16 protein-coding genes are annotated in these 19,946 nt (G+C 64.4%); 5 read left to right on the top strand and 11 right to left on the bottom strand.

Annotated elements, in window-relative coordinates:
* Positions 1-115: 115 nt before the first annotated feature.
* A complete protein-coding gene (locus HBNXHr_RS07815) occupies positions 116-1,006 on the bottom strand; it encodes a Vms1/Ankzf1 family peptidyl-tRNA hydrolase (protein WP_275881720.1) in 891 nt (296 codons plus the stop codon).
* A gap of 26 nt (positions 1,007-1,032) precedes the next feature.
* The gene (locus HBNXHr_RS07820; RefSeq protein ID WP_275881721.1) at positions 1,033-1,437 is read right to left on the bottom strand and encodes a DUF5802 family protein; all 405 of its coding nucleotides are present in this window, start codon (positions 1,435-1,437) and stop codon (positions 1,033-1,035) included.
* Between the two features lie 1,467 nt (positions 1,438-2,904).
* On the opposite strand from HBNXHr_RS07820, the gene HBNXHr_RS07825 reads away from it, so the two are divergent.
* The gene (locus HBNXHr_RS07825; protein WP_275736680.1) at positions 2,905-3,555 is read left to right on the top strand and encodes a metalloregulator ArsR/SmtB family transcription factor; all 651 of its coding nucleotides are present in this window, start codon (positions 2,905-2,907) and stop codon (positions 3,553-3,555) included.
* Between the two features lies 1 nt (position 3,556).
* Here HBNXHr_RS07825 and HBNXHr_RS07830 read toward each other — a convergent pair whose 3' ends face one another.
* Positions 3,557-4,138, bottom strand: a complete 582-nt coding sequence (locus HBNXHr_RS07830) for a hypothetical protein (protein ID WP_275881722.1) — start codon at positions 4,136-4,138, stop codon at positions 3,557-3,559.
* 83 nt (positions 4,139-4,221) lie between these two features.
* On the opposite strand from HBNXHr_RS07830, the gene gatD reads away from it, so the two are divergent.
* On the top strand, positions 4,222-5,505 hold the full coding sequence (gene gatD, locus HBNXHr_RS07835; protein ID WP_275881723.1) for a Glu-tRNA(Gln) amidotransferase subunit GatD: 1,284 nt from the start codon (positions 4,222-4,224) through the stop codon (positions 5,503-5,505).
* A 36-nt stretch (positions 5,506-5,541) separates the two neighbouring features.
* On the opposite strand, the gene HBNXHr_RS07840 is transcribed toward gatD, so the two are convergent.
* The 3 genes from HBNXHr_RS07840 to HBNXHr_RS07850 form a co-directional block, all read right to left on the bottom strand.
* Positions 5,542-6,867 (bottom strand): FG-GAP repeat protein, encoded by a 1,326-nt coding sequence (locus HBNXHr_RS07840; protein WP_275881724.1) that lies wholly within the window; start codon positions 6,865-6,867, stop codon positions 5,542-5,544.
* 118 nt (positions 6,868-6,985) lie between these two features.
* Positions 6,986-8,617: a hypothetical protein gene (locus HBNXHr_RS07845; RefSeq protein ID WP_275881725.1), complete on the bottom strand. Its 1,632-nt coding sequence runs from the start codon at positions 8,615-8,617 to the stop codon at positions 6,986-6,988.
* On the bottom strand, positions 8,614-9,852 hold the full coding sequence (locus tag HBNXHr_RS07850) for a TrkA C-terminal domain-containing protein (protein WP_275881726.1): 1,239 nt from the start codon (positions 9,850-9,852) through the stop codon (positions 8,614-8,616). Before HBNXHr_RS07850 ends, HBNXHr_RS07845 begins: the two co-directional genes overlap by 4 nt.
* Before the next feature lie 111 nt (positions 9,853-9,963).
* Between HBNXHr_RS07850 and HBNXHr_RS07855 the strand changes: the two genes are divergently transcribed.
* On the top strand, positions 9,964-11,130 hold the full coding sequence (locus HBNXHr_RS07855) for an NAD-binding protein (protein ID WP_275736686.1): 1,167 nt from the start codon (positions 9,964-9,966) through the stop codon (positions 11,128-11,130).
* A 55-nt stretch (positions 11,131-11,185) separates the two neighbouring features.
* On the opposite strand, the gene HBNXHr_RS07860 is transcribed toward HBNXHr_RS07855, so the two are convergent.
* From HBNXHr_RS07860 to HBNXHr_RS07870, 3 genes are all read right to left on the bottom strand, one after another.
* Positions 11,186-12,712 carry an HPP family protein gene (locus HBNXHr_RS07860; RefSeq protein WP_275736687.1) on the bottom strand — a complete coding sequence of 509 codons (1,527 nt, stop codon included), beginning with the start codon at positions 12,710-12,712 and terminating at the stop codon, positions 11,186-11,188.
* A gap of 60 nt (positions 12,713-12,772) precedes the next feature.
* The gene (locus HBNXHr_RS07865; RefSeq protein WP_275881727.1) at positions 12,773-13,498 is read right to left on the bottom strand and encodes a nucleoside phosphorylase; all 726 of its coding nucleotides are present in this window, start codon (positions 13,496-13,498) and stop codon (positions 12,773-12,775) included.
* 87 nt (positions 13,499-13,585) lie between these two features.
* The gene (locus HBNXHr_RS07870) at positions 13,586-14,419 is read right to left on the bottom strand and encodes a DUF63 family protein (RefSeq protein ID WP_275881728.1); all 834 of its coding nucleotides are present in this window, start codon (positions 14,417-14,419) and stop codon (positions 13,586-13,588) included.
* A 374-nt stretch (positions 14,420-14,793) separates the two neighbouring features.
* On the opposite strand from HBNXHr_RS07870, the gene deoC reads away from it, so the two are divergent.
* Positions 14,794-15,435 carry a deoxyribose-phosphate aldolase gene (deoC, locus tag HBNXHr_RS07875; protein WP_275736690.1) on the top strand — a complete coding sequence of 214 codons (642 nt, stop codon included), beginning with the start codon at positions 14,794-14,796 and terminating at the stop codon, positions 15,433-15,435.
* A gap of 225 nt (positions 15,436-15,660) precedes the next feature.
* Here deoC and HBNXHr_RS07880 read toward each other — a convergent pair whose 3' ends face one another.
* On the bottom strand, positions 15,661-17,658 hold the full coding sequence (locus HBNXHr_RS07880) for a PGF-CTERM sorting domain-containing protein (protein WP_275736691.1): 1,998 nt from the start codon (positions 17,656-17,658) through the stop codon (positions 15,661-15,663).
* Positions 17,659-17,809: 151 nt separating this feature from the next.
* Here HBNXHr_RS07880 and HBNXHr_RS07885 point away from each other — a divergent pair, with 151 nt between their 5' ends.
* Positions 17,810-19,084, top strand: coding sequence for a tRNA (N(6)-L-threonylcarbamoyladenosine(37)-C(2))-methylthiotransferase (locus tag HBNXHr_RS07885; RefSeq protein ID WP_275881729.1), 1,275 nt, complete (start codon positions 17,810-17,812; stop codon positions 19,082-19,084).
* Here HBNXHr_RS07885 and amrB read toward each other — a convergent pair whose 3' ends face one another.
* Entirely contained in the window at positions 19,085-19,936 is an 852-nt protein-coding gene (amrB, locus tag HBNXHr_RS07890) for an AmmeMemoRadiSam system protein B (protein ID WP_275881730.1), read from the bottom strand.
* Between the last annotated feature and the right edge of the window lie 10 nt (positions 19,937-19,946).

The raw sequence follows: 19,946 nt of genomic DNA on the forward strand, positions 1-19,946 counted from the left end.
TCGCTACTACGAGGGGCGAGTCAATAAGTATTCCCCAGATGACCACCCACACCCAAAAAATTACTATTTACCCACCAGTGCTGGCATAGATGGACGGCAACCCAGCGTCTACCAATCAGATCGCCCACAGCGTCGTCGTCCAGAAGTCATAGAACGCATCGTCCAGCGCCGGTTCGGGATCGCCAGTGGCGTCGACAGTCGCCGTCGCGTCCGCTTCGTCGGTAAACGCGTCCAGCACGGTCCCCTCGCCGACGACGTACAGCCGGTCGGTCGAGCGCTCCTCGAGGGCTACCTGGCACCGTTCGAGGTGTGAGTCGATCTGCTCGTCGCGAAGGCGTTCAAAGCGCGCCTGCGAGAAGCCACCTTTCGAATGATTCCGCCCCAGATCACTGTCGAAGCCGTGAAATGCGATCCGTTCGCGCCCGTGGTACTCACCCATGGCAAAGAGGTCAGAACGGACCAGCGCCAGGGTGAATTCCCCCGTCGGCTCGAAATGCGATCGATCGAAGACGAACCCGTCATCCCAGGTGACGAACGGGTCGGGCTCGATCGGCGGGTCCAGCGCCACGCTGAGGAGGCCGGCGTCGTCGGTGAACACGAAGCACGGGGCGGCCCGGGAGACAAGGCTCGCATGGTCGCCGAAAGCATCGCTGACAGCGTCCGGGAGCGGCCCGTCGTCGACGAACGCGGTTAGCGCACCTTCGGGACCAGTTTCGAACGAATCGAGACGGTCCAGGACCGACGTGAGCCGGTCACCGCGGAGTGTCTCACGGCGTCGAACCGACAAGTCCCGATCCGATCCAGAGAGCCGTTCGACGCGATCCTGTAGTTCCTGGACCCGGTCATCGAGCCGGTTCGCGCGGCGTTCGGCCGCCTGGCGCTCCGTCTCGATGTCCGCTCGCCGGTCGGACTCAGCGTCCAACTCCCGCTTGAGATGGCGATTTTCGTCTTCGAGTTCCTCGATGCGCTCCTTGAGCCGGGCGCGCCCGAGTAGCTCGTCGAGCATCACTCTGACTCGACGGGCCTGACGGGTTAAATCCCCGTGGGTTGCCCGCCATCAGAACGGAGTCCCGACGGGGCGCCGGTGAATCTATCAGGCGGATCCACGCTGCTGGTCAGCGATAACAGCTGATCGGCTCGATCCGCCGTCGCGAGCAGCACTTCCCGCAACGATGGCGGATGCTCGACCTGGGACTCCGATAGTATCTCGGGAGGCACTGCGAGTGTGTCCGCCGGTACGGACTCGACGCCAGTTACCGGGAAGTGCTGCTGGTCGAGTTTCATCACCAGCGGCGTATCTCGACCGCCCGTATCCGGGTCGTAGAGTTGTCGTCGAACCGATTCATACTGATCTCTGGCTATCGCTGGGGTCTCTCCATCACGCGGTTCGACGTACAACCGGCCGAGGTAGTAGGCTCCCGAGAACGGTTCGAACATGCTATACAATAACATACACCACACCATCGGATATAAATCTTCGGCAAACCGGTCCGAACGAACCGATAGGTGGCGGTTGGTAGTGAAAATTCCGAGCATCAAACGGATGCAGACCATAGGATGAACGCTATTGGACGATATGAGCCGCTCCTTTCGATCGCTGAACGGTGCAAACAAATATCCGGGTTTATACGTGGACAGACACAAGCAGGTGATATGAGATATCGGGTTCCCATTGCCGTGTTGTTGCTTGCGATCGGCGTTGCAGTGGGGCCATCGCTTGCGTCCGCCGTCGTCGCTTCCGCAACTGACGGGCCGGTCACCATCGCGGGAGACCCGGTCACCAACACGACGACAAACGAGAGTGTATCCTCCACTAACGAGACAGCTCCGACACTCGGGAGCAAAATGAGTGCGTTCATGCAATCAAGTACCGTCTCAGCCGATGCATCTGTCGAAAGCGGTATGTGGAAGGCGGGGGTGGCACGAGCGAACGCATCGACAGCTCGCGATGCAGTCGAACGACGTACCGCATCGCTCGAACGGCGACTTCAGGAGCTCAGGACGCGACTTGCCGCCCTCGAAAACGAAAGCGTCGACGTGCGGAATCCGAATTCCGCCGCGACCGTCTCTCGGCTCGCCGCAAGGATTCAGGCGCTGGAACGATCGATCAACGAAACGGGAGAGACAGCGCGGTCGATTGGTGTCAACACGACACGTCTCGAAACGCTCCGATCGCAGGCGTCGAACATGAGTGGCCACGAGGTCGCATCGATAGCCCGGAATCTCTCCGGGGGCCCCCCACCGGGAGTGCAGCGAGGCCCGCCGGTTGAACCGCCCGGCCGATCCAATGGATCCGACAATACCGGTCCAAACGGGCCCAACGGACCGGTGGCCCCCTCGGAGCCGAATGGCGCGACGGCACCCGGAACGAACGGTTCAACCCAGGGGGCAAACGGCACGATGTCAACGGGCCCGAATCGGACGAAGGCACCGGCGGCGAACGGAACTACCCAATCCACAGGAAACGAGACAGCGCCCGGTCCGAGCGGCGGTGATGGAAAAACGCCGGGCCAGGGTGGCGGCATGGCAGCGCCATCAAGTTCTGAAAGTGCAGCAAACGAAACTCGGTCCCCCGCAAACGGGAACGCTGAGAACAACGGGCCCGACAGGAACCGCTCACCAACCGGGATCGACACTGAACCGTCGTTCGGGAGCATACTAGCGGACATCTCACTCGGAGAATTAGCCAAGGTGGGGGACCGGACAGGCGGAGTTTTCACCGACCACCAGACGTCGGTCGGGGCCTGGTGAGTCAATTACTGGAACTCCTCAACGACGGGCAGTACCGTGATTGCCGAACACGCATAGAGGAATGCAGAATAGTATAGCCACGTGGCCACCAGTTCGCGGGGTGGACCCTCCCAAAAGATAGAGTTATATGTTAGAATCACTAACGTCACGTGAATGGAATCCGCCGAGTTACTCGATCTTCTGGGAAACGCGAACCGTCGACGCATCCTGCGTCTGCTGGCGCGCAAACCCTGCTACGTCACGGAGATCAGCGACTACCTCGGCGTGAGTCCGAAGGCCGTCATCGACCATTTACGACAGCTCGAAGAAGCCGGCCTCGTCGAGAGCCGAACCGACGAACGCCGTCGCAAGTACTTCTATATCTCACGCGGGTTCCGACTCGAAGTCACGGCCTCGCCGTACGATTTCGGGACCAAAACCGCGTATCCGGCCAGTTCCGGGTTGGACATCACCTCGTGTAAGCACCTCTCGATCGACGTCGACCCGGACGGTGCGTCCGAGTTGCCGGAACTCGCCGTCGAGATGCGTCGGCTCCGTCGGCTCCGCAACGAACTCTCGCTCGCCCAGCGGTGGGTCCAGGGCCGGCTGACGGACGTCATGGAGCGAGTTAGCGAGGAGATAGACGACAGCGACGATCGTCTCTACGTCGAGGTCATGGGAGCGATCGCCGATGGCGGTGCCGATCTCGATTCGATCAGTCGCCAGGTCGAGGTTCCGCCGCCGGTCGTCGAGGACATTCTCGGGTCGCTGCAATCGCGTGGCGTCGTCCATCGTGACGGCGATCAGTGGATGCTGCGACGGTAACTCAAATATCTCGCGTCAGTCCGGAGCGCAGATCACGGCCCACGTAGTGGCCGATCACGGCCGCGAGCAGGCCGCTGCTGACGCCGAACAGCACCACCAGGTCACTACGACCGGCCAGCGCGATGACCAGGAATTCCATCACAGCACCCAGTACGGCCGTGGCCGCGCCCGCGAGTCCGAGTTCGAGGTACTGCCGGCGATCACCCACGAGGCCAAATCCGAGTCCAACGGCGAAAATACCGACCAGCGCGCCGAGTGTATCGACGAAGGGAATCGCGAACCCGAAGCCGATCGCCGCGACGATACTTGCAACGAGGGCGGTCCCGAACGTTCGCACGGAAAAGAGTTGCCCCAGTCGGGAGCGAATCGATGCGAACGGCCGAGACACCGCTCCAGCGACAGCCGACCCGAGGCGATCACGGAGACCTGAGACCAGCCCCGAGTCAGCGTCCGCCGAGCGTGGGGCGTCAGTCGAGTCGCCCGCCACGTCGTCGACATCCGGGCCGGTGTCGAGGAGCTCTTGGAGGTCCTCGGTATCGACTTGCGATCGCTCGCGCGTTCGCTGGTCGGATCGCTCGGCCATACCCTTGCTGGGGCGGCCAGCGATATGGGCCTTTCCCGTGAGAGAAAGATGGTTTGAAGTCCACCGGTCCGGTAGCCCGGAGCATGAACCCAGGAGATCGCGTGGCGGTCGAGGACGGCGGCCGGACGTTCGAGGGTGTGTTACTCCCCTCCTCGGACGCGGAGACGCTCGTCGTCAAACTCCCGAATGGCTACAACGTCGGGATCGACCGGGCAACGGCCGAAGCAGACGTCCTCGAATCGGACGTCTACGACATCGAGCCGGGGGAAGCAAGCGAGGAATCGAAAATCGAATTCGACGAGGACCTCCCGACAATCTCGTTGATTTCGACCGGCGGCACCATCGCCTCCACCGTCGACTACCGGACCGGCGCGGTCACGGCGCAGTTCGACGCCGAGGACGTCCTCCGGGCCGTCCCCGAGCTCGCCGGCCTGGCCAACTACCGTGGGCGCGTCGTCGCGAACATTCTCTCGGAGAATATGACCCCCGATGTGTGGGTCGACCTCGCCCAGGCCATTCACGAGGAGATCGAAGCCGGGGCCGACGGCGTCGTCGTCATGCACGGCACCGATACGATGCAATTCACCGCGAGTGCGATGGCGTTCATGCTGGAAACGCCAGTGCCGATTGTCTTCACCGGCAGCCAGCGATCGGCCGATCGCCCCTCCTCGGACAACGTGATGAACGCCGTCTGCGCGGTCGAGGCCGCCAAAAGTGACGCCGCGGAGGTCATGATCGCCATGCACGCCTCCGAGAGCGACGACACTTGCGCCCTCCATCGAGGCACCCGCGCCCGAAAGAACCACACCTCCCGACGCGACGCCTTCGAGACGATCGGCCGGGAGCCCCTGGGGGAAGTCGACTACGAGACGAGCGAGGACGACGCAACCTCGGACAGTCGAGCGGCCGACGGCCGCGAGATTGCGTTCAACCGGGCGTACGAGGAGCGCGGCGACACCGAACTGGCACTGCGGGCTGACCTCGAAACCGACGTCGACCTCGTGAAGTTCACGCCCGGTGCGGGTCCAGCGATGCTCGACCCCGTCGATGGATCGGCGGGCGTGGTGATCGAAGGCACCGGGCTGGGCCACGTCAACACGGACTGGATCGACCGGATCGACGCGCTGGTCGAGGACGGCACGACGGTCGTGATGACCAGCCAGTGCATCGACGGCCGGGTCTGCGATCGCGTCTACGACACCGGGCGCGATCTGCTCGACGCCGGCGTGATCGAGGGCGAGGACATGCTTCCCGGGACGGCGATGGTCAAGCTGATGTGGGTGCTGGCCAACCGCGACGACCCCGCGAGTGCGATGTGCGAACCGCTGGCCGGCGAGATCACCGACCGATCGACACCCTGGGAATAGGGAAGACGACTCGAAGCGCGTTCTGTCGTAACCTGTTTACTCGAAAACAAACGCCGCACCGGTGGGGATGCCGTTCTCCGTGGCTGCCCGATCAGCGCCGACGACGGCCGTGGTTCCGTCACCGGCGAGTGCCAGTGACCGCCCGAATCGACCGTCCGACCGGCCGTCCCCGGCGTCGAGTACCGTTCCCCGAGGCCACGATCCTCCCGACCGAGTGACGGCCTCGACAACATTCTTCCGTTCGGTACTCGGCCTGACGATGAGGGCCCTCTCGCCGTCGGCGGAGAGCGCGACGTGTGCGTTCTTCCCGGGGTTGTCCGTCTGGCCGGGTGAGAGTGTCGCCGACCGGGTCCACTCGCCGTCTACCCATTCGAAGACGGACGCCGGGCCGCCGTAGTCCCCGACGACCGCCATGGTGCCGTCACTGGAGATGCCGATCACACCGTCGCGGTACAGGAAGGTATCGTCGTCGATCGGGAGCGTCGATGCTTCGGCCCAGGACTCCTCAACGCGCTCGAAGACGGTGACCGAACCGCCCCCCTGGGAGGCGACGAAGGCTTTCGACCCATCACCTGTGAGTGCGACCGCCGATCCAACGTGGTCTGGCCCCCGCCGTTCCTCGGAGGCGAATTTCGCGGCCTGGTGCCACTCGCCGCCGGATCGCTCGAAGACGAACGCCGCTCCCGGTGTCGGGCCGATCGAGTCGTTGACGGACGCGACCACGTCGTCGACGGCCGATCCACCGGAGACCGGCGGGCCGCCGCTGGTCGTACTGAAGACGTGGTAGGGTGCGCCGGCCAGCACCGTCCCCCCGTCGGTCGAGACCGCGACGGATTCGCCGAGCGCATTGGCAAACGCTACTGACCTGTCGGTGGCGTCATCCGCCACGTCCTCGATCAATCTCGCCTCCTGGCTCCACTCGCCGTCGACCCGTTCGAAGACGTACACCGCACCCGATGTCTGCATCTCGCGTCGCTCGTCGAACCCACACCCGACGACGGCCGTCGTGCCGTCGGCCGACAGCGCCACGCCGGCCCCGAACGAGTAGATGTCTCGCGAGGCGTCGGGAACGAGTTTTTCAGCTTGGGTCCAGGACTCATCGGCGCGTTCGAAGACGTAGACTGCGCCCGTTTCCGTTCCACTGGAGGTGTCGGCTTGATACGCACTGACCAGAATCGTCGATCCGTCCCGGGAAACGGCGACTTCGTTGCCGAACAGATCGTCCGCAGTGCCGTCATCGGGCCAAAGCGTCCGTCGGTTGCCAAAGGACTGGCCGGGGGCGGCAATGCCGCTGCAGCCAGCAACCGCCGTGAGACTGGCTGTGCCAACGAGTTTGAGGGCGGTCCGACGGCTTGGGTTCATATTCGGAGGCAGTATTCGCCCCGTATTATTTTTTGGGTGATACTTCCGGAAGACGGTAGCCATCTCCGTCGTGACGGGCGCTGGGCCACGCGAACCCTCAGTGTCCGCGTTGGGGAAATCAGGCGCGTTCGTCCCCGTTCGTTTCCGCTGTCGACTCTCCTGTGGCCTCCGTGGTCTCTTCGGGACCCGCATCTACTGCCTCACTCGTCTCCGCTGTCTCTTCACTCGTCTCACCTGTCCCCTCACCGGTTTCGTCCGATTCCGTAGACGCCGGTGTCCCCTCGCCCGGTGTCTCGTCACCCGACTCACTCGATCCAGCGGGCGACTGTTCGGTCCGTCCGTCGCCGTCAGCGTTCGCCGACTCGTTGGACTCGACCTCATCATTTTCGCCGGATTCACTGTCAGCGTCGGTCGATCCGTTCGGCCCCTCGGATGGATCCTCGGGTGTTTCAGCGCTCGTCTCGGCCGATCCGGTGGACGATTCCTCGGATTCGGAACTAGCATCGTCGACTGGCTGGGCGGACTCGACAGATTGGGACGCACGGACCTCGGAGATGGTGCTTGATGCGGACTCTCCCTCGCCGACGCCTTCGGCAGTGCCGGCCGCCTCCATCCGACGGATAGCGTCGGGCCGGGCGATGACGTACACCGAGTCACCGCCCGAAAGCACGCGGTCGCTGGCGGGCAGTGCCTCGATGCGATCGTCCGGGCCACCGGCGTGGATCGCGACGACGGTGGCATCGAGCGCCCCGACCGGCACCCCGGCCAGCGAACTTCCCTCAGCGATCTCGACGACACCGAGGGTCTCGTCGGCTGCCCGGAGCAGTTCCGTGAGTTCGCGATCGGCCCGTTCCTCGACGGGGAGGGTGGCGAGTTTGTACCGCGCCTCGGCCGACAGCTTCGAGGCGTCGGCGGCGTCGATCGCAAGCGTGACGACCTCGCCGGCCGTCCCCCGGACCTCGGCGTTCAGGAGTCGGCGCTGTGGATCGCGCTCCCACACCTGGACGAGATCGCCGGCGCTGGCCGCATAGGCGGGATCGGCGCGGATCGCCATCGCCGCGCTCTCCGGGGGTAGCGTCGGCCCGATCCCCGCGGCACGACTCCCCAGTCCAAGGTGCGTGACAGTGCCGCCGTCGTCGATCTCGATATCGACGTGGCCGACGCGATAATCCTCGCGCAGACGACGGGTGAGTCGGTCGCGCAACTCCTGGACGGTGAGGCCGCGTGGAAACACGAAGGTCTTCCCTTCGAGGGTCGCCCTGGTGTCGGCGTCGACGGGATCGTACCCCGGCACGTCCTCGATTTCGTCCGGAAGGTTGACAGTGATGACCCGACCGACAGCCCGGACGACACGACTCACCGAATCGTCGAGTGCGACCTGATCGGTCCCGCCGAGCACAGTTTTCGCCAGGTGATCGCCCACGGTGATTCCGAGCAGCGCCGCGGCCGTGCCGACCGCGAGGGCGCTCACGTTGAACATCGCAGCGCGGACGGTCAGGACGGCGGCCCCACCCGTTGGACCCACGACCTGTCCGAGTGCTGTCATAGCATTGAGCAGTAGGGCGACCGCGCCAAGGGCGATGAGAACGGCCGGCGGGTTCGAGACGCGCTCACGGGCGTACCAGCGGTACGCGATCGCGACGCCGCCGGCTACCGACGCGGCGACGACAGCGAGCCCGCCGATTTCGGCGGCCGCTTCCAACACGGTGCTCGCCCTGGCGCTGATCTGCAACGGACGGGCGGGTATCACGCTACCACCGCCCCGAGACTGTCGAGTCCGTCACGCGTTCCGACGACGTACAGCTCCGTCCCTGGTTCAATCGAGCGAGTCCCCGGCGGGTCGAACTCCCACCCACTCCCGTCCCGGACGGCCAGCACGACGACGCCAAACCGGTCCCGGAGGCCGGCCGACCCGAGCGTCCCCCCCGCGAGTTCGCCGCCCGCCCGGACGGTCAGGCGGCGAAACCGCTTGCCTGCTCGCCGAAGCAACGAGATTAGCGCGTACTCCCGGCGAGTGCCCCGCGCTTCGACGATGATCGTCGCCCGGTCCGACCGGAGCAGCGCTTCGGCGTCGGTCCGACCGACAGCGACGGTTACCTGGCCGTCACCGCCGGTTGTCGTCGGTGCACGGACCGATTTGGCGGGCTGTTGCTCCGGTCCGGAAGCCGATTCCACCGGTTGCTCCGGCGAGTCCGCCGGGCGGGGCGGGCCACTGTCGTCGTGGGAAGAGCGGGCACTCAGGACCGTCCCGCGGACCTGTGCGTCGGCCGTCGCGACCGTCACCACGTCCCCGCGGGCGAGACCGGTCGGAACCAGCGCGTCGACGGAGACGGCGCGTTTGCCTGACTCGACGCGCTTGGAAAGCCCCGAGAACGGCGGTGCGGCCGCGACGGTCGCCCGGCCGCGCTTGTCGATCGCGACCGAGACGTCACCCAGGGCAAATTCGTTGGTGAGTCGCTCCGCGAGTCTGGTCTCCAATTCGGGCAGGTCGAGATCGGCCGGGAACGTCCACTCGCCGGCCCGTATCTCCGCCCGGAGATCGTCCGGCAGCGGGGGGTAGCCTTCCACGTCGGCCACCTCACCGGTCACCCGCACGCGGACCTCGTTGCTGCCGACGGATTCGATCAGATCGAGAGCGAGCGTCCGTTCACCGAGGGTCCGAAGCGAGAGCTTCCGCGGCATTGCCGCGCCGAGTTGGTCGCCCTTGCTGTGGGCGTACAGCACCATCATCATGATTACCAGCAGGGCGAGGAGGATCGTCGGCGCATTGGCCGACCCCGTGATCGAGGGGTCCGCAAGTGCGAGCAACCCACCGTTGACGCCAGCCAACGCGACCCCGAGGACGACCACACCGAACCCCGGCAGCGTGACACCGGTGAGATATTTGAACAGGAACCCGAGCACCCAGGCGACCAGCGCCGGGATGATGCCGGTAAGCACGCCCAGGTAGACGCCAAAGAGCAGGGCAACTGGTAGCGATGGCATGTGCGCTGATGGACGGCCCTCGCTCAAATCAGTACCGGCGATCACCCTCTCCACCTGGCATGCTCCCGCCGTCCCGGCAGACTTTACTCCCGGCCTGCGGTGTGTGCGACTATGGACGAGATTCGGGATTGGTTGGGCTCAAGGCCGGCGATCTATCTGACGTCAGTCGTGGCCGTCCTGTCGGTCGCGACGGGGCTCGTACACGTCGGCTCAGCGTCGGTCTCGGGCCCTCTCGCGGAGATAATCCCGTCGACGCTTCAGCAGACTGCCGGATTTACCGGATCACTGACCGGCTTTCTCATGTTGGCGTCGGTCTTTGGCCTTCGGCGACGACTTCGGATCGCGTGGTTCTCGACGGTTGTCCTGTTGCCGGTGACAGCTTTCCAGGGACTCGTGCAGTCCTCGGTCGTCTCGATGCCGCTGGTCGTCCTCTCGGTGCTGTCGGTCCCGACTGTCCTGTTGAGTTACCGGCGGTTCGACCGGAAGATCGACCTCTCGCTCTCACAGCTTGCGGCACTGGCCGCGCTCGTCGGAACGATGACCTACGGCACTGTCGGCACCTATGCGTTGCGCGAGGAGTTCGCACAGGTCGAGACACTCACGGACGCGCTGTACTACACGGTCGTGACCGCGTCGACTGTCGGCTATGGCGACGTGATCCCGTCCAGTTCCGACGGCACTCGACTGTTCGCGCTGTCAGTCGTCGTTCTCGGAACGGCGTCGTTCGCGCTCGCCCTCGGCTCGCTGATCGGCCCGATGATCCAGGCCCGGTTTGCACGCGCACTCGGCACTATGACACGCACACAACTCGACCAGCTCGAGGATCACGTCCTCGTGCTGGGGTACGGCGACCTCACGGAACCGATCCTCGAAGAACTTCAGTCCGAGACGGCCTTTATCGTCGTCACGCCCGACGACGACGCGGCAACCGCACTCGGCAATCGGGACATCAATGCGATCGTTGGCGATCCCAGCGACGACGAACCCCTTCAGCGGGCCGGCATCGATCGCGCCCGCGCGGTGCTGGTGGCAACCAACGACGACGCCCAGGATGCTCTCGCGATCCTGACCGCGAGACAACTCAATCCCGAAGCCCGGATCGTCGCCGCCGCGACTGACCGCGCAAACATCGAGAAGCTCCGGCGAGCGGGGGCCGACTCGGTCATCAGCCCGGCAGTTATCGGCGGGCATCTTCTGGTCCAGTCGGCCATGGGCGGGGACGGTATGGAATCGATCGCCGACCGACTGCTCGCGGTCAAGGACGAAAACGATCTCTGAGATACAGGGAGCCGGGACCGGCCCCAACCACGGCATTCCGATCAGTGACGGAGCGCTAACGGTCGTCGACGTAATTCCGATCGACGATCGCGACATCAGTCGCTACGTCTTCGAGGCGTTCGAAGGTCGGCGGCGAGACGAACCGCGAGGTCGTACTCCGGTCCTGACTTGAGCCGATGATGACCAGATCGTATCCCGGCGCGTTCTCCGTGAGAAACGACTGGAGATCCTCGGCCGCAACCCGGGTTTCGATCCGACCGGTAAACGTCTCGACGAGGTCGGCGAGCAATTCCTCGGCCTGGCGACGTTGTTGGGCTGCGGTAATACAGTGACACACGCTGACGTGACCGGTCCGTCCGGCGAGCCGCGTCGCGAAGTCGATCATGCTGTGGGCAACGCCTTTCGTCCGGACCGGGACGAGGATTCGCTTCCAGCGGGTGCGACCCTCGTGAGACCGATGGACCAGCACGTCGATATCACCAACGAACAGCTGTTTGATCGTCGGCGACAGCCCGCCGTGGCGTTCCTGGTACGGGACGGCGATCAAGTCACAGTTTGCCTGCTTGGCAGTGCGGGAGATCGTATCTGCAGGTGAGTCACCGTCGGCGGCGACGATCACGTCACATGGTACGCCAACCTTCGTCTCGATACGGGCAGCATCGGTTTCGAGACGGTCCGCCGCGGCCGAGACGGCGTGTTTCTCCGCAATATCGTCGAGCGTCGCTGCATCGAAATCGGCCGCTTCGAGATCATCCCGATCCGCTTGAGTCAGCGACGCATCGCCCGCGTTCGCCAGCCAGTCCGCATCGCCGCTGTAAGTCGCGTCAGTGTCGATGAGTTCGCGCTCGACGCTGGCGACCGCTTCGTCGTCGACGATGTCGAGCAGGACGACTTTGCCGGCGTCGTGGGCCCCAGCGAGTCGAGCGGCGAGCATCGCCGTCGCGTCGGCCTCCTCACAGAGCAACGGAACGAGCACGCGGTCGTCGCCGCGGATCGAATCGTAGAGCAACTCCGCCCGGTTTTCGTAGACGCCACGACGCCAGGCAACGAAGACACCGGCGACGATCGTCGACGACACGAAGACGCTCAGGACGTACTCGATCTGTGCCGTCCCGGTGACGTGAACGAGCAGCGCCGTCGAATACGCCGATGCCTCGCGCAGGTTTAACGCCCACGTGACGGCCCCGGTCAGAAAGAGGCCAAGCGCAACCGCCCCACCGTGAACCTGATACTGTCCCGGTGGGACCTGATACCAGTACCGGGCCGTCACGGCGAGTGCGATCCACCCACAGAGTGCGCCGGCGGTCAGCCCCCCGATGAACCGGCGTGGGGAGGACGCGGGGCTTTCCGGGTTCGTGAACAGCGAGTACGACCCGGAGGCCAGCGGCGGGAACAGCAGATACGGGAGAATCCCGAGAAAGTTCGAGAGCCACGTCACGACACCCATCAACAGCGGGATCGCAACGAGGACCGAAAGGTGGACGAGATTCCGGGTGTGCTCGACCCAGCGGCGAAACGCGCCGGCTCGATAGCGCATGCGCCGACGCAATCTGCGGTAGGCAGCCCCCGACCGTCCACTCATGTGACTCGGCTATTCGAGCCGTGCATGAAAACTCCCCCGATTCCGTCAGCACCGACTGGGTTACAGTTCCGTCACGGCCGTGAGCGCCATCTCGATCATTCGTTCGACGTTATCGTGTGCTTTCGCCGGCAGTTCGTCGTCCTCGGTTTCGCCCTTCTGGGTCCCCTCGACCAGATTCCCGTCGACGGTGCAGATCGCGCCCGAGCGAAGTCCCTTCCGACGCGCCAGCGAGAAAATCGAGGCCGCTTCCATCTCGACAGCGAGCAAGCCAGCGGCTTCCCAGTCGGTGACGGCCGAGTCGTCCTCCGCGTAAAAGGCATCGTCTGTCACGATCGGCCCGACGTGGACCGGCTCGTCGCGTCGTCTGGCCGCCCCAACCAGCGTCGACACCACCTCGTGGTCCGGGACGGCCGGAATCGTCGCCGACTCGTAGCGTTTCGTGGTCCCTTCGTCCTTGGCCGCGCCGGTTGCGACGATCACGTCGCCGATCTCGATGTCGGACTGGAGTGCGCCGGTCGTCCCCACGCGCAGGAACGTCTCGACGCCGACGGCCGCGAGTTCCTCGATGGCAACTGCCGCCGACGGACTCCCGATCCCGGTCGAACAGATCGCCAGTTCCCGGCCCTCGTAGGTCGCGGTGACGATCCGGTATTCGCGGTTGTGCGTCACCGTTTCGACGTTCTCACAGTGGTCGGCGATGCGATCGACGCGGCCCGGATCACCGGGAAGCAACACGACGTCGGGCAGGTCGCCCTCCTCGACGAGCAAGTGCGGTTGTTTCGCCATGCGTGTGGCTGTGATCGCGGGGACTAAAACAGTTGAGAACTGCCATCACTCCGCGCCGTCGCCCCCGTCACGACGATCGCCCCCGGATTATCCCAGCGTGAACAGCACGAAGTTGTTCACCGCCGGTCCGAGCCCGACAGCCGTGATGACAACGAAAAAGAGGCTGCCGTAGGTCGGTTCCTCCTCAACGTAGTCGGCAAACGTGACGACAACGAACGTCGCGATGAGTACCTTCACGACGAGAAACAGCCATCCGGAGCCGATGTATGCGGCTGTCGGCAGCGAGCCGGCGAAATCCATGATCGCCGCCGGGATCGGCGTTCGCTCAGTCGATCCCAGGATGTCGTAGCCGATCATCGTGATCACACCGTCGAACGTGTGGGCGAAGACGACGGCCGCGCCGGCGATCCCCGTCCGAGCGACCGCCCCAGTCCAACGGAGACTTACCAGGAAGTACGTGACTGCCGTCACCGCAAGCGAGATTACGAACGCGAGGGTCGGCCACATCGGCGAGAACTCGACCGCCGGAGCGATCCCCTGCCAGACCATCGCGCCGAGGAAGACGATCAAGACACCGAGACCAGCCGCCCCGAGATACGTCCCGACGCGACCGAGATTGCCCGTGGCTGTCCCGAGGAGGATCAACAGCAGCCAGACAGTCGCCACCAGGACGTAGGTCGTCACGTACACTGTCGGAGCTGAAAACAGCGGCGCGACCCACGCCGGGTACAGTCCCGGCACCTGATAGAACCCGTGTGCGATCCCCCCGATCGCCATCCACGGAAGCAACGCAACGACGTGTCGTTTCCCCACCGGCGGCTCGAACCCAAACAAAAGCAGTGTCGTCAGCAGCGCCCCCAGCCCGAGTACCACCAGATACGGCAGCCCCGGAGCGACCAGCCCGCTTGGAAGAATTGCCATATGTTGGTTTACTTAGGCATCCATGGAAAACGTTCCGGTCTTGGGAAACCGACGCTTCATTGTCGTGGATCGAGTTCGCCAGTCCGGTGTGGACCCACGACGGAAATGAGGGTAGTGTTCAGATAAGGGGTTGAATTGAGTGAGACTGCTCTGAAAGCCCTCGCCAGTTCCGGTCCCGCGACTCGCTGCGCGCTTCGAGCCTTTCAGGCTCTGCAGTGCTTGCATCGTCGGGGTTCCCGGAACTGACTCGCCCTTTCAGTCCACCAGGATTCGGTTGTGTAGCCGGCAAAAAGTCGCTCTTTGATCGGTGCTTATCTGAACACCGCCGAAATGAGACAGTTGACCTTTATGTCCTCCGGGTTCCTCCCAGACGTATGCTCCCGGAAGACGTTCCCGCACGAATCGAACACACCGTGCTCGGCCCGGAAACGACACCAGCTGCCGTCATCGACGTGCTCGATGACGCGATCGAGTACGGGATGGCTGCCTGCGTCCCGCCGTGTTACGTCGCCCAGGCGGGTACATACGCACCCGAGGTCAGACTCGCGACTGTCGTCGGGTTCCCCCATGGACAGCATGCGTCGTCGGTCAAAGCGGCCGAGGCAGCCCAGGCCGGCGACGACGGTGCCGACGAACTCGACATGGTCTGTAACATCGGGCAGCTCAAAGCCGGCGAAGACGAGCTCGTGAGGACGGACATTGCGGAAGTCGTCGCGGCCACGTCGCTGCCAGTCAAAGTCATCGTCGAAGCACCGCTGTTGACTGACGCCGAACTCGACCGCGTCGGGCAACTGACCGCTGAAGCTGGCGCTGACTTTCTCAAGACATCGACCGGATTCAACGGCGGTGCGACAGTGGCCGATGTCGAGCGGCTGAGTCGGTATCTTCCGGTCAAGGCCAGCGGCGGGATCGGCTCCTGGGAGAAAGCAAAGGCGATGTTCGAGGCCGGGGCTGAACGGATCGGAGCCTCACGCGGCGCGACGATCGTCGACGAATACAGACAATCCGAGTCGTAAACTACGCCACCCTACTCGCGTCGCCCTTCCGACTGGCGTCGGAAGTCCTCGCTCTCTTCTCACGGGCGCGAAGCGCCCGTTCGAACGGTCAAGAGGGACCTCCGGTCCCTCACGACTTGAGGCCGGAGGCTCCGCCTCGAAATTGCTGACACGCGGGGCGAAGCTACTCATTTCTCATCACAGCTGACGGTTCGGATAAATGACGCGAGAAAATCGAGGGCGTCGTCAGTGACGACGCAAGCCGATCATCGCCACGGCGAGCGTGGCGACCACGGCGACGACGACGCCGAACCCGGGACCAGTCGAGGTGGTCGTCTCGGTGGGTTCGTCGGTCGTCTCAGTATCGTCCTCGCTCGATTGGTCGGTCGGTTCATCGGTGGACGACGACTCACTCGTCTCGTCGTCGGTCATCTCATCGTCGGATTGCTGGGCGTCGTCGTTTGCTACCGGCAGCGCCATACTCGTCTCGGCCGAGGAGTCCGGGACCGTGACGGACTGTGTCTCGGTGTCCCATTCTCCCGGCAGGTAGATGTTCGTCTCGTCGGAGATCATCTCGTGTTCCCGGAGCGTGGTTTTGTCGGGACTGTCAGACTCGACGACGTTCTCCAGTCGGACGTACGTCGTTGCACTGTCGCCTTCCGCATCGACGTAGATCTGTTCCATCGAGCCGGCGTCCATTTGTTCGTCCATCAGGCTCGTCAGCGCCGAGAGGTTGCCGAATTCGGCGTGTCCATCCATAGCCACGGCGGTCTCGTTAACCGAGGCGTCGAGGCGCGAGCCAACGAAGTCAGCCGCGTTGAGTCGCGCGAACGGGTTGATGTCAGGCGTCCCTGCGACGGAGGAAGACTGTTCGAAACTCCGTTCGAGGCTCTGGAGGGTCTGTCCGTACATGTCCTCGCGCTGGACGAGGAACGACCCGTTCATGACCACCTGATCGGCCTCCGTGGCTGCGTCGAAGGCGAACCGCTGGGTGCCGACCGCCGGCAGGTCACGGGCATCCCGTTCGGCGACGTACGCCTGCCAGTTGTCGGTCCGCTGTTCCATCGAGGCATCCGCCTGGATGGCTCCGTCAGTCGTCGTCGAAACGGCGATATCCCACGATCCAGTCTGTGAGTAGTTCGCCGATTGCATGGCTGCGAACTGCGCTTCGAGACGATCCGACTGGTTGGCGATCATGCCACTATCGTCGGTGGCCTCCATGACATCCATGTACGCGAGCATGAGCTGGTCGTAGCCGTCGACAGCCACGTCCCAGCTTGCGGATCCGGATCCCTGATTGACGTCAACTGAAACCGAGACTCGGTCGATCGAGACGTCGTCAAGTTCGACGTCGAGGTCGTTCATCGAGTCGCCGAACTGTGGGCTCTCGGACAGGGACTCCGCAAGCCCCTGCTGGAGGAATTGGTGGATCCCCTGGAGTTCGACGGTGTATTCGACATCGAGATGTCCGCCGTCCTCGGTCGACTCGAAGTCATACGCGTCCATCGTGAGATTGCTGGACCCATTGACCATCTGTGCGACCATCGAGAACTGCCCCTCGAGGGACTCGGTGGCCTTCTCGCGAGTGTTCCACTGCTCGGCCGCGAACGAGCTGACGTTGTAGGACTGGCTGGCTTCCAGCACGTGTCCCTTCTCGGTCGCCCGCAGGTCGAACGAATGCTCCTGGGCGTCCATGCCGAGCGCGGCCGACCAATTGGCACTCCCCTGCATCTCGAGGGCCGAACCGCTCGTTGTGGCCGTGCCAGTGGTCGTGAACTCGTCGAACAGCATCGTGAGGGCACTGGAGTCCTCGGGGAGGGCAACGGTCGCTTCGAGGTCCATGTCGCTGCGGGAGTTCTCGGCATTGGTGGTGCTTTCGATGGTCGCATCAAGCGACTGGAGGTTCTCGGGCCGTGGCATCGCGAGCGAGCCCGACGCGTTGACTTGTGACTTGTTGGCGGCCATCGCGAACTCGCCCGTCACGTTTGTCTCGACTGGTTCGTGGTAACTGCCATACACCAGTCCCTCCGTGACGTTCATCCCGAGTTCACCGGTGCCCGCGGCACCCTCACTCTGAGAGACGACGATCACGCTGCCATCGTCAGTGACGTATGCCCCATCCGCAGTGTCTGTCTCGTTCGTTATCGGTACGCCTGGATCCCCATTGTCCGCAGCCGCGACGGCTGTGCCGGCGAGGACACACGCCGCGACCACTATCAGGACGGCAAGGTTTCTCTTCGTCATCGTTGCGCCTAGGTGTACTGTAATCGGCCCAATAATTGTTACGACACGATACCTGTCGAGAAACAACGCGTGAACAAGTACCACAAGATGGGTGTCTGAGACCACCGCTTTCGCCGTGCTTTTGCCTCCCGGACCGTAGTGACACCTACGGATGGCCCGCTATCACATCGAGACGTACGGGTGTACGTCAAACCGCGGCGAGAGCCAGGCGATCGAGCGCCGGCTCCGCCAGGGCGGCCACTACCCCGTCGACAGTCCCGCGCGGGCCGACGTCGCGATCCTCAACACCTGTACCGTCGTCGAGAAGACCGAACGGAACATGCTCCGACGGGCAGCGGAACTCGACGAGGGGACGCCCGGGGATCTCGTCGTCACCGGCTGTATGGCGCTCGCCCAGGGCGAGGCGTTCGACGATGCCGACGTGGACGCCGAGATTCTCCACTGGGACGAGGTCCCCGAGTACGTCCGCAACGGCGAGTGTCCGACGGCGACACCGGATACCGACGCCGTGCTCGACGACGTGACTGGCATCTTGCCGATCGCCAGGGGCTGTCTCTCGGATTGTTCGTATTGCATCACCAAGCAGGCCACCGGCACGATCGACTCCCCGCCGGTGGCGACGAACGTCCAGAAGGCCCGTGAACTCCTCGCGGCCGGCGCGCGCGAGATCCGGATCACGGGCCAGGACACCGGCGTCTACGGCCTCGAAAACGGCGAGCGAAAGCTCCCGGAGCTCCTCACCCGCATCTGTGAGCTCCCGGGCGAGTTCCGCGTCCGAGTCGGCATGGCGAACCCGAAAGGCGTCTACGGCATGCACGAGGAACTCGCCGATGTCTTCGCAGCCCACGACGAACTCTACAACTTCCTGCACGCGCCGGTCCAGTCGGGCAGCGACGATGTCCTCACTGACATGCGCCGCCGTCACCGGACGCCGGAGTTCGAGGAGATCGTCGCGGCCTTCGACGACCGCCTTGACTACTGGACGCTCGCGACAGACTTCATCGTCGGCTTCCCGACCGAAACCGACGCGGACTTCCAGCAGTCGCTGGAGCTCCTTCAGGAAGTCGAACCCGAGAAGGTCAACGTGACGCGTTTCTCGAAGCGTCCAGGGACGGACGCCGCCGAGCTGGACGGCCTCGGCGGGACGATCAAGAAAGAGCGGTCCTCGGCGATGACCGATCTGAAGATGGACGTCGTCGGCGCGGCCCACGATGCGATGGTCGGCGAGGAGCACACGGTGTTGCTGACCCAGGACGGCACTGAGGACTCGCTGGTTGGCTACGACGAGGCCCACCGTCAGGTCGCCATCCCTGAGGCAGAATCGATGGGGCTGGAGTTGGGGGACTTCGTCGACGTCGAGATCACCGGCCACAACACCGTCTATGCGCTCGGCGAGCCGATCCGCGCCGTCGCGAAGACGGCCTGATCAGGCTGCCTCGCTGGCCCCGTCACGGACGGCGACCGACGCGTATCCGACTACTTCGTCTCGCGAACCGGCGGTGTCGCCGCTGGTGGCGTGTGCGAGGACGTCGACCTGACTGTCCGCACCACTCGCCCACAGCATCGCGGCGATCGCCCCGTAGCCACAGACCGACAGTCCCTCGCGTTCGACGGTCTCGATCAGCCCCGCCGGATCGGTCGCGTCGATCCGATCCAGCGCCAGTTCGTCGCGGTCGATCGCCACCTCGTGTGGCTCGTAGTGGGTGAAGTCACTCGAAGCGATAACGACCGCCCCCTCGCCGGCATGTGTTTCGAGGACGTCACCGAGTGCTTGGGCCACGTCGGCGTCCTGTCGTCGGAGGGAGATCGGGAGCACCGCCAAATCGTCGTAGAGGTGTTGCAGGAAGGGGAGTTGGACTTCAGCGGCGTGCTCGCTCGCGTGGGCACGGTCATCAACACTTGCGTCGGTCTCGGCGACAATTCGATCGCGGAGGCCGTCGTCGATCGGAACTGAGCCAAGCGGCGTTCGCCACTCGTCGTCGCCGGGAACGGCAACGGCCGCGCCGACGCCCGTGTGGTTCGGCCCGACGATGACGACCGTCTCGGGCGTTCCGGACTCGGCGAGTGCCGCGTAACTGTGGGCGGCGACGGGACCGGAGAACGGCAGGCCGGCGTGTGGCGCGACGACTCCGGCGATGTCGGGCGAGCCCGCCGCCGGCGTCGGTACCGATCCGGGACCGATCTCGTGGGCGAATGCTGCTTCGACCTGCTTGCGGAGCGACGGCTCGTCGCCGGCGTAGAACCGTCCGGCGACCGCGGGTTGGCGGGTGCTAGCCATCTCGCTTACC

The organism is Halorhabdus sp. BNX81, assembly GCF_029229925.1.
Lineage (GTDB): Archaea > Halobacteriota > Halobacteria > Halobacteriales > Haloarculaceae > Halorhabdus.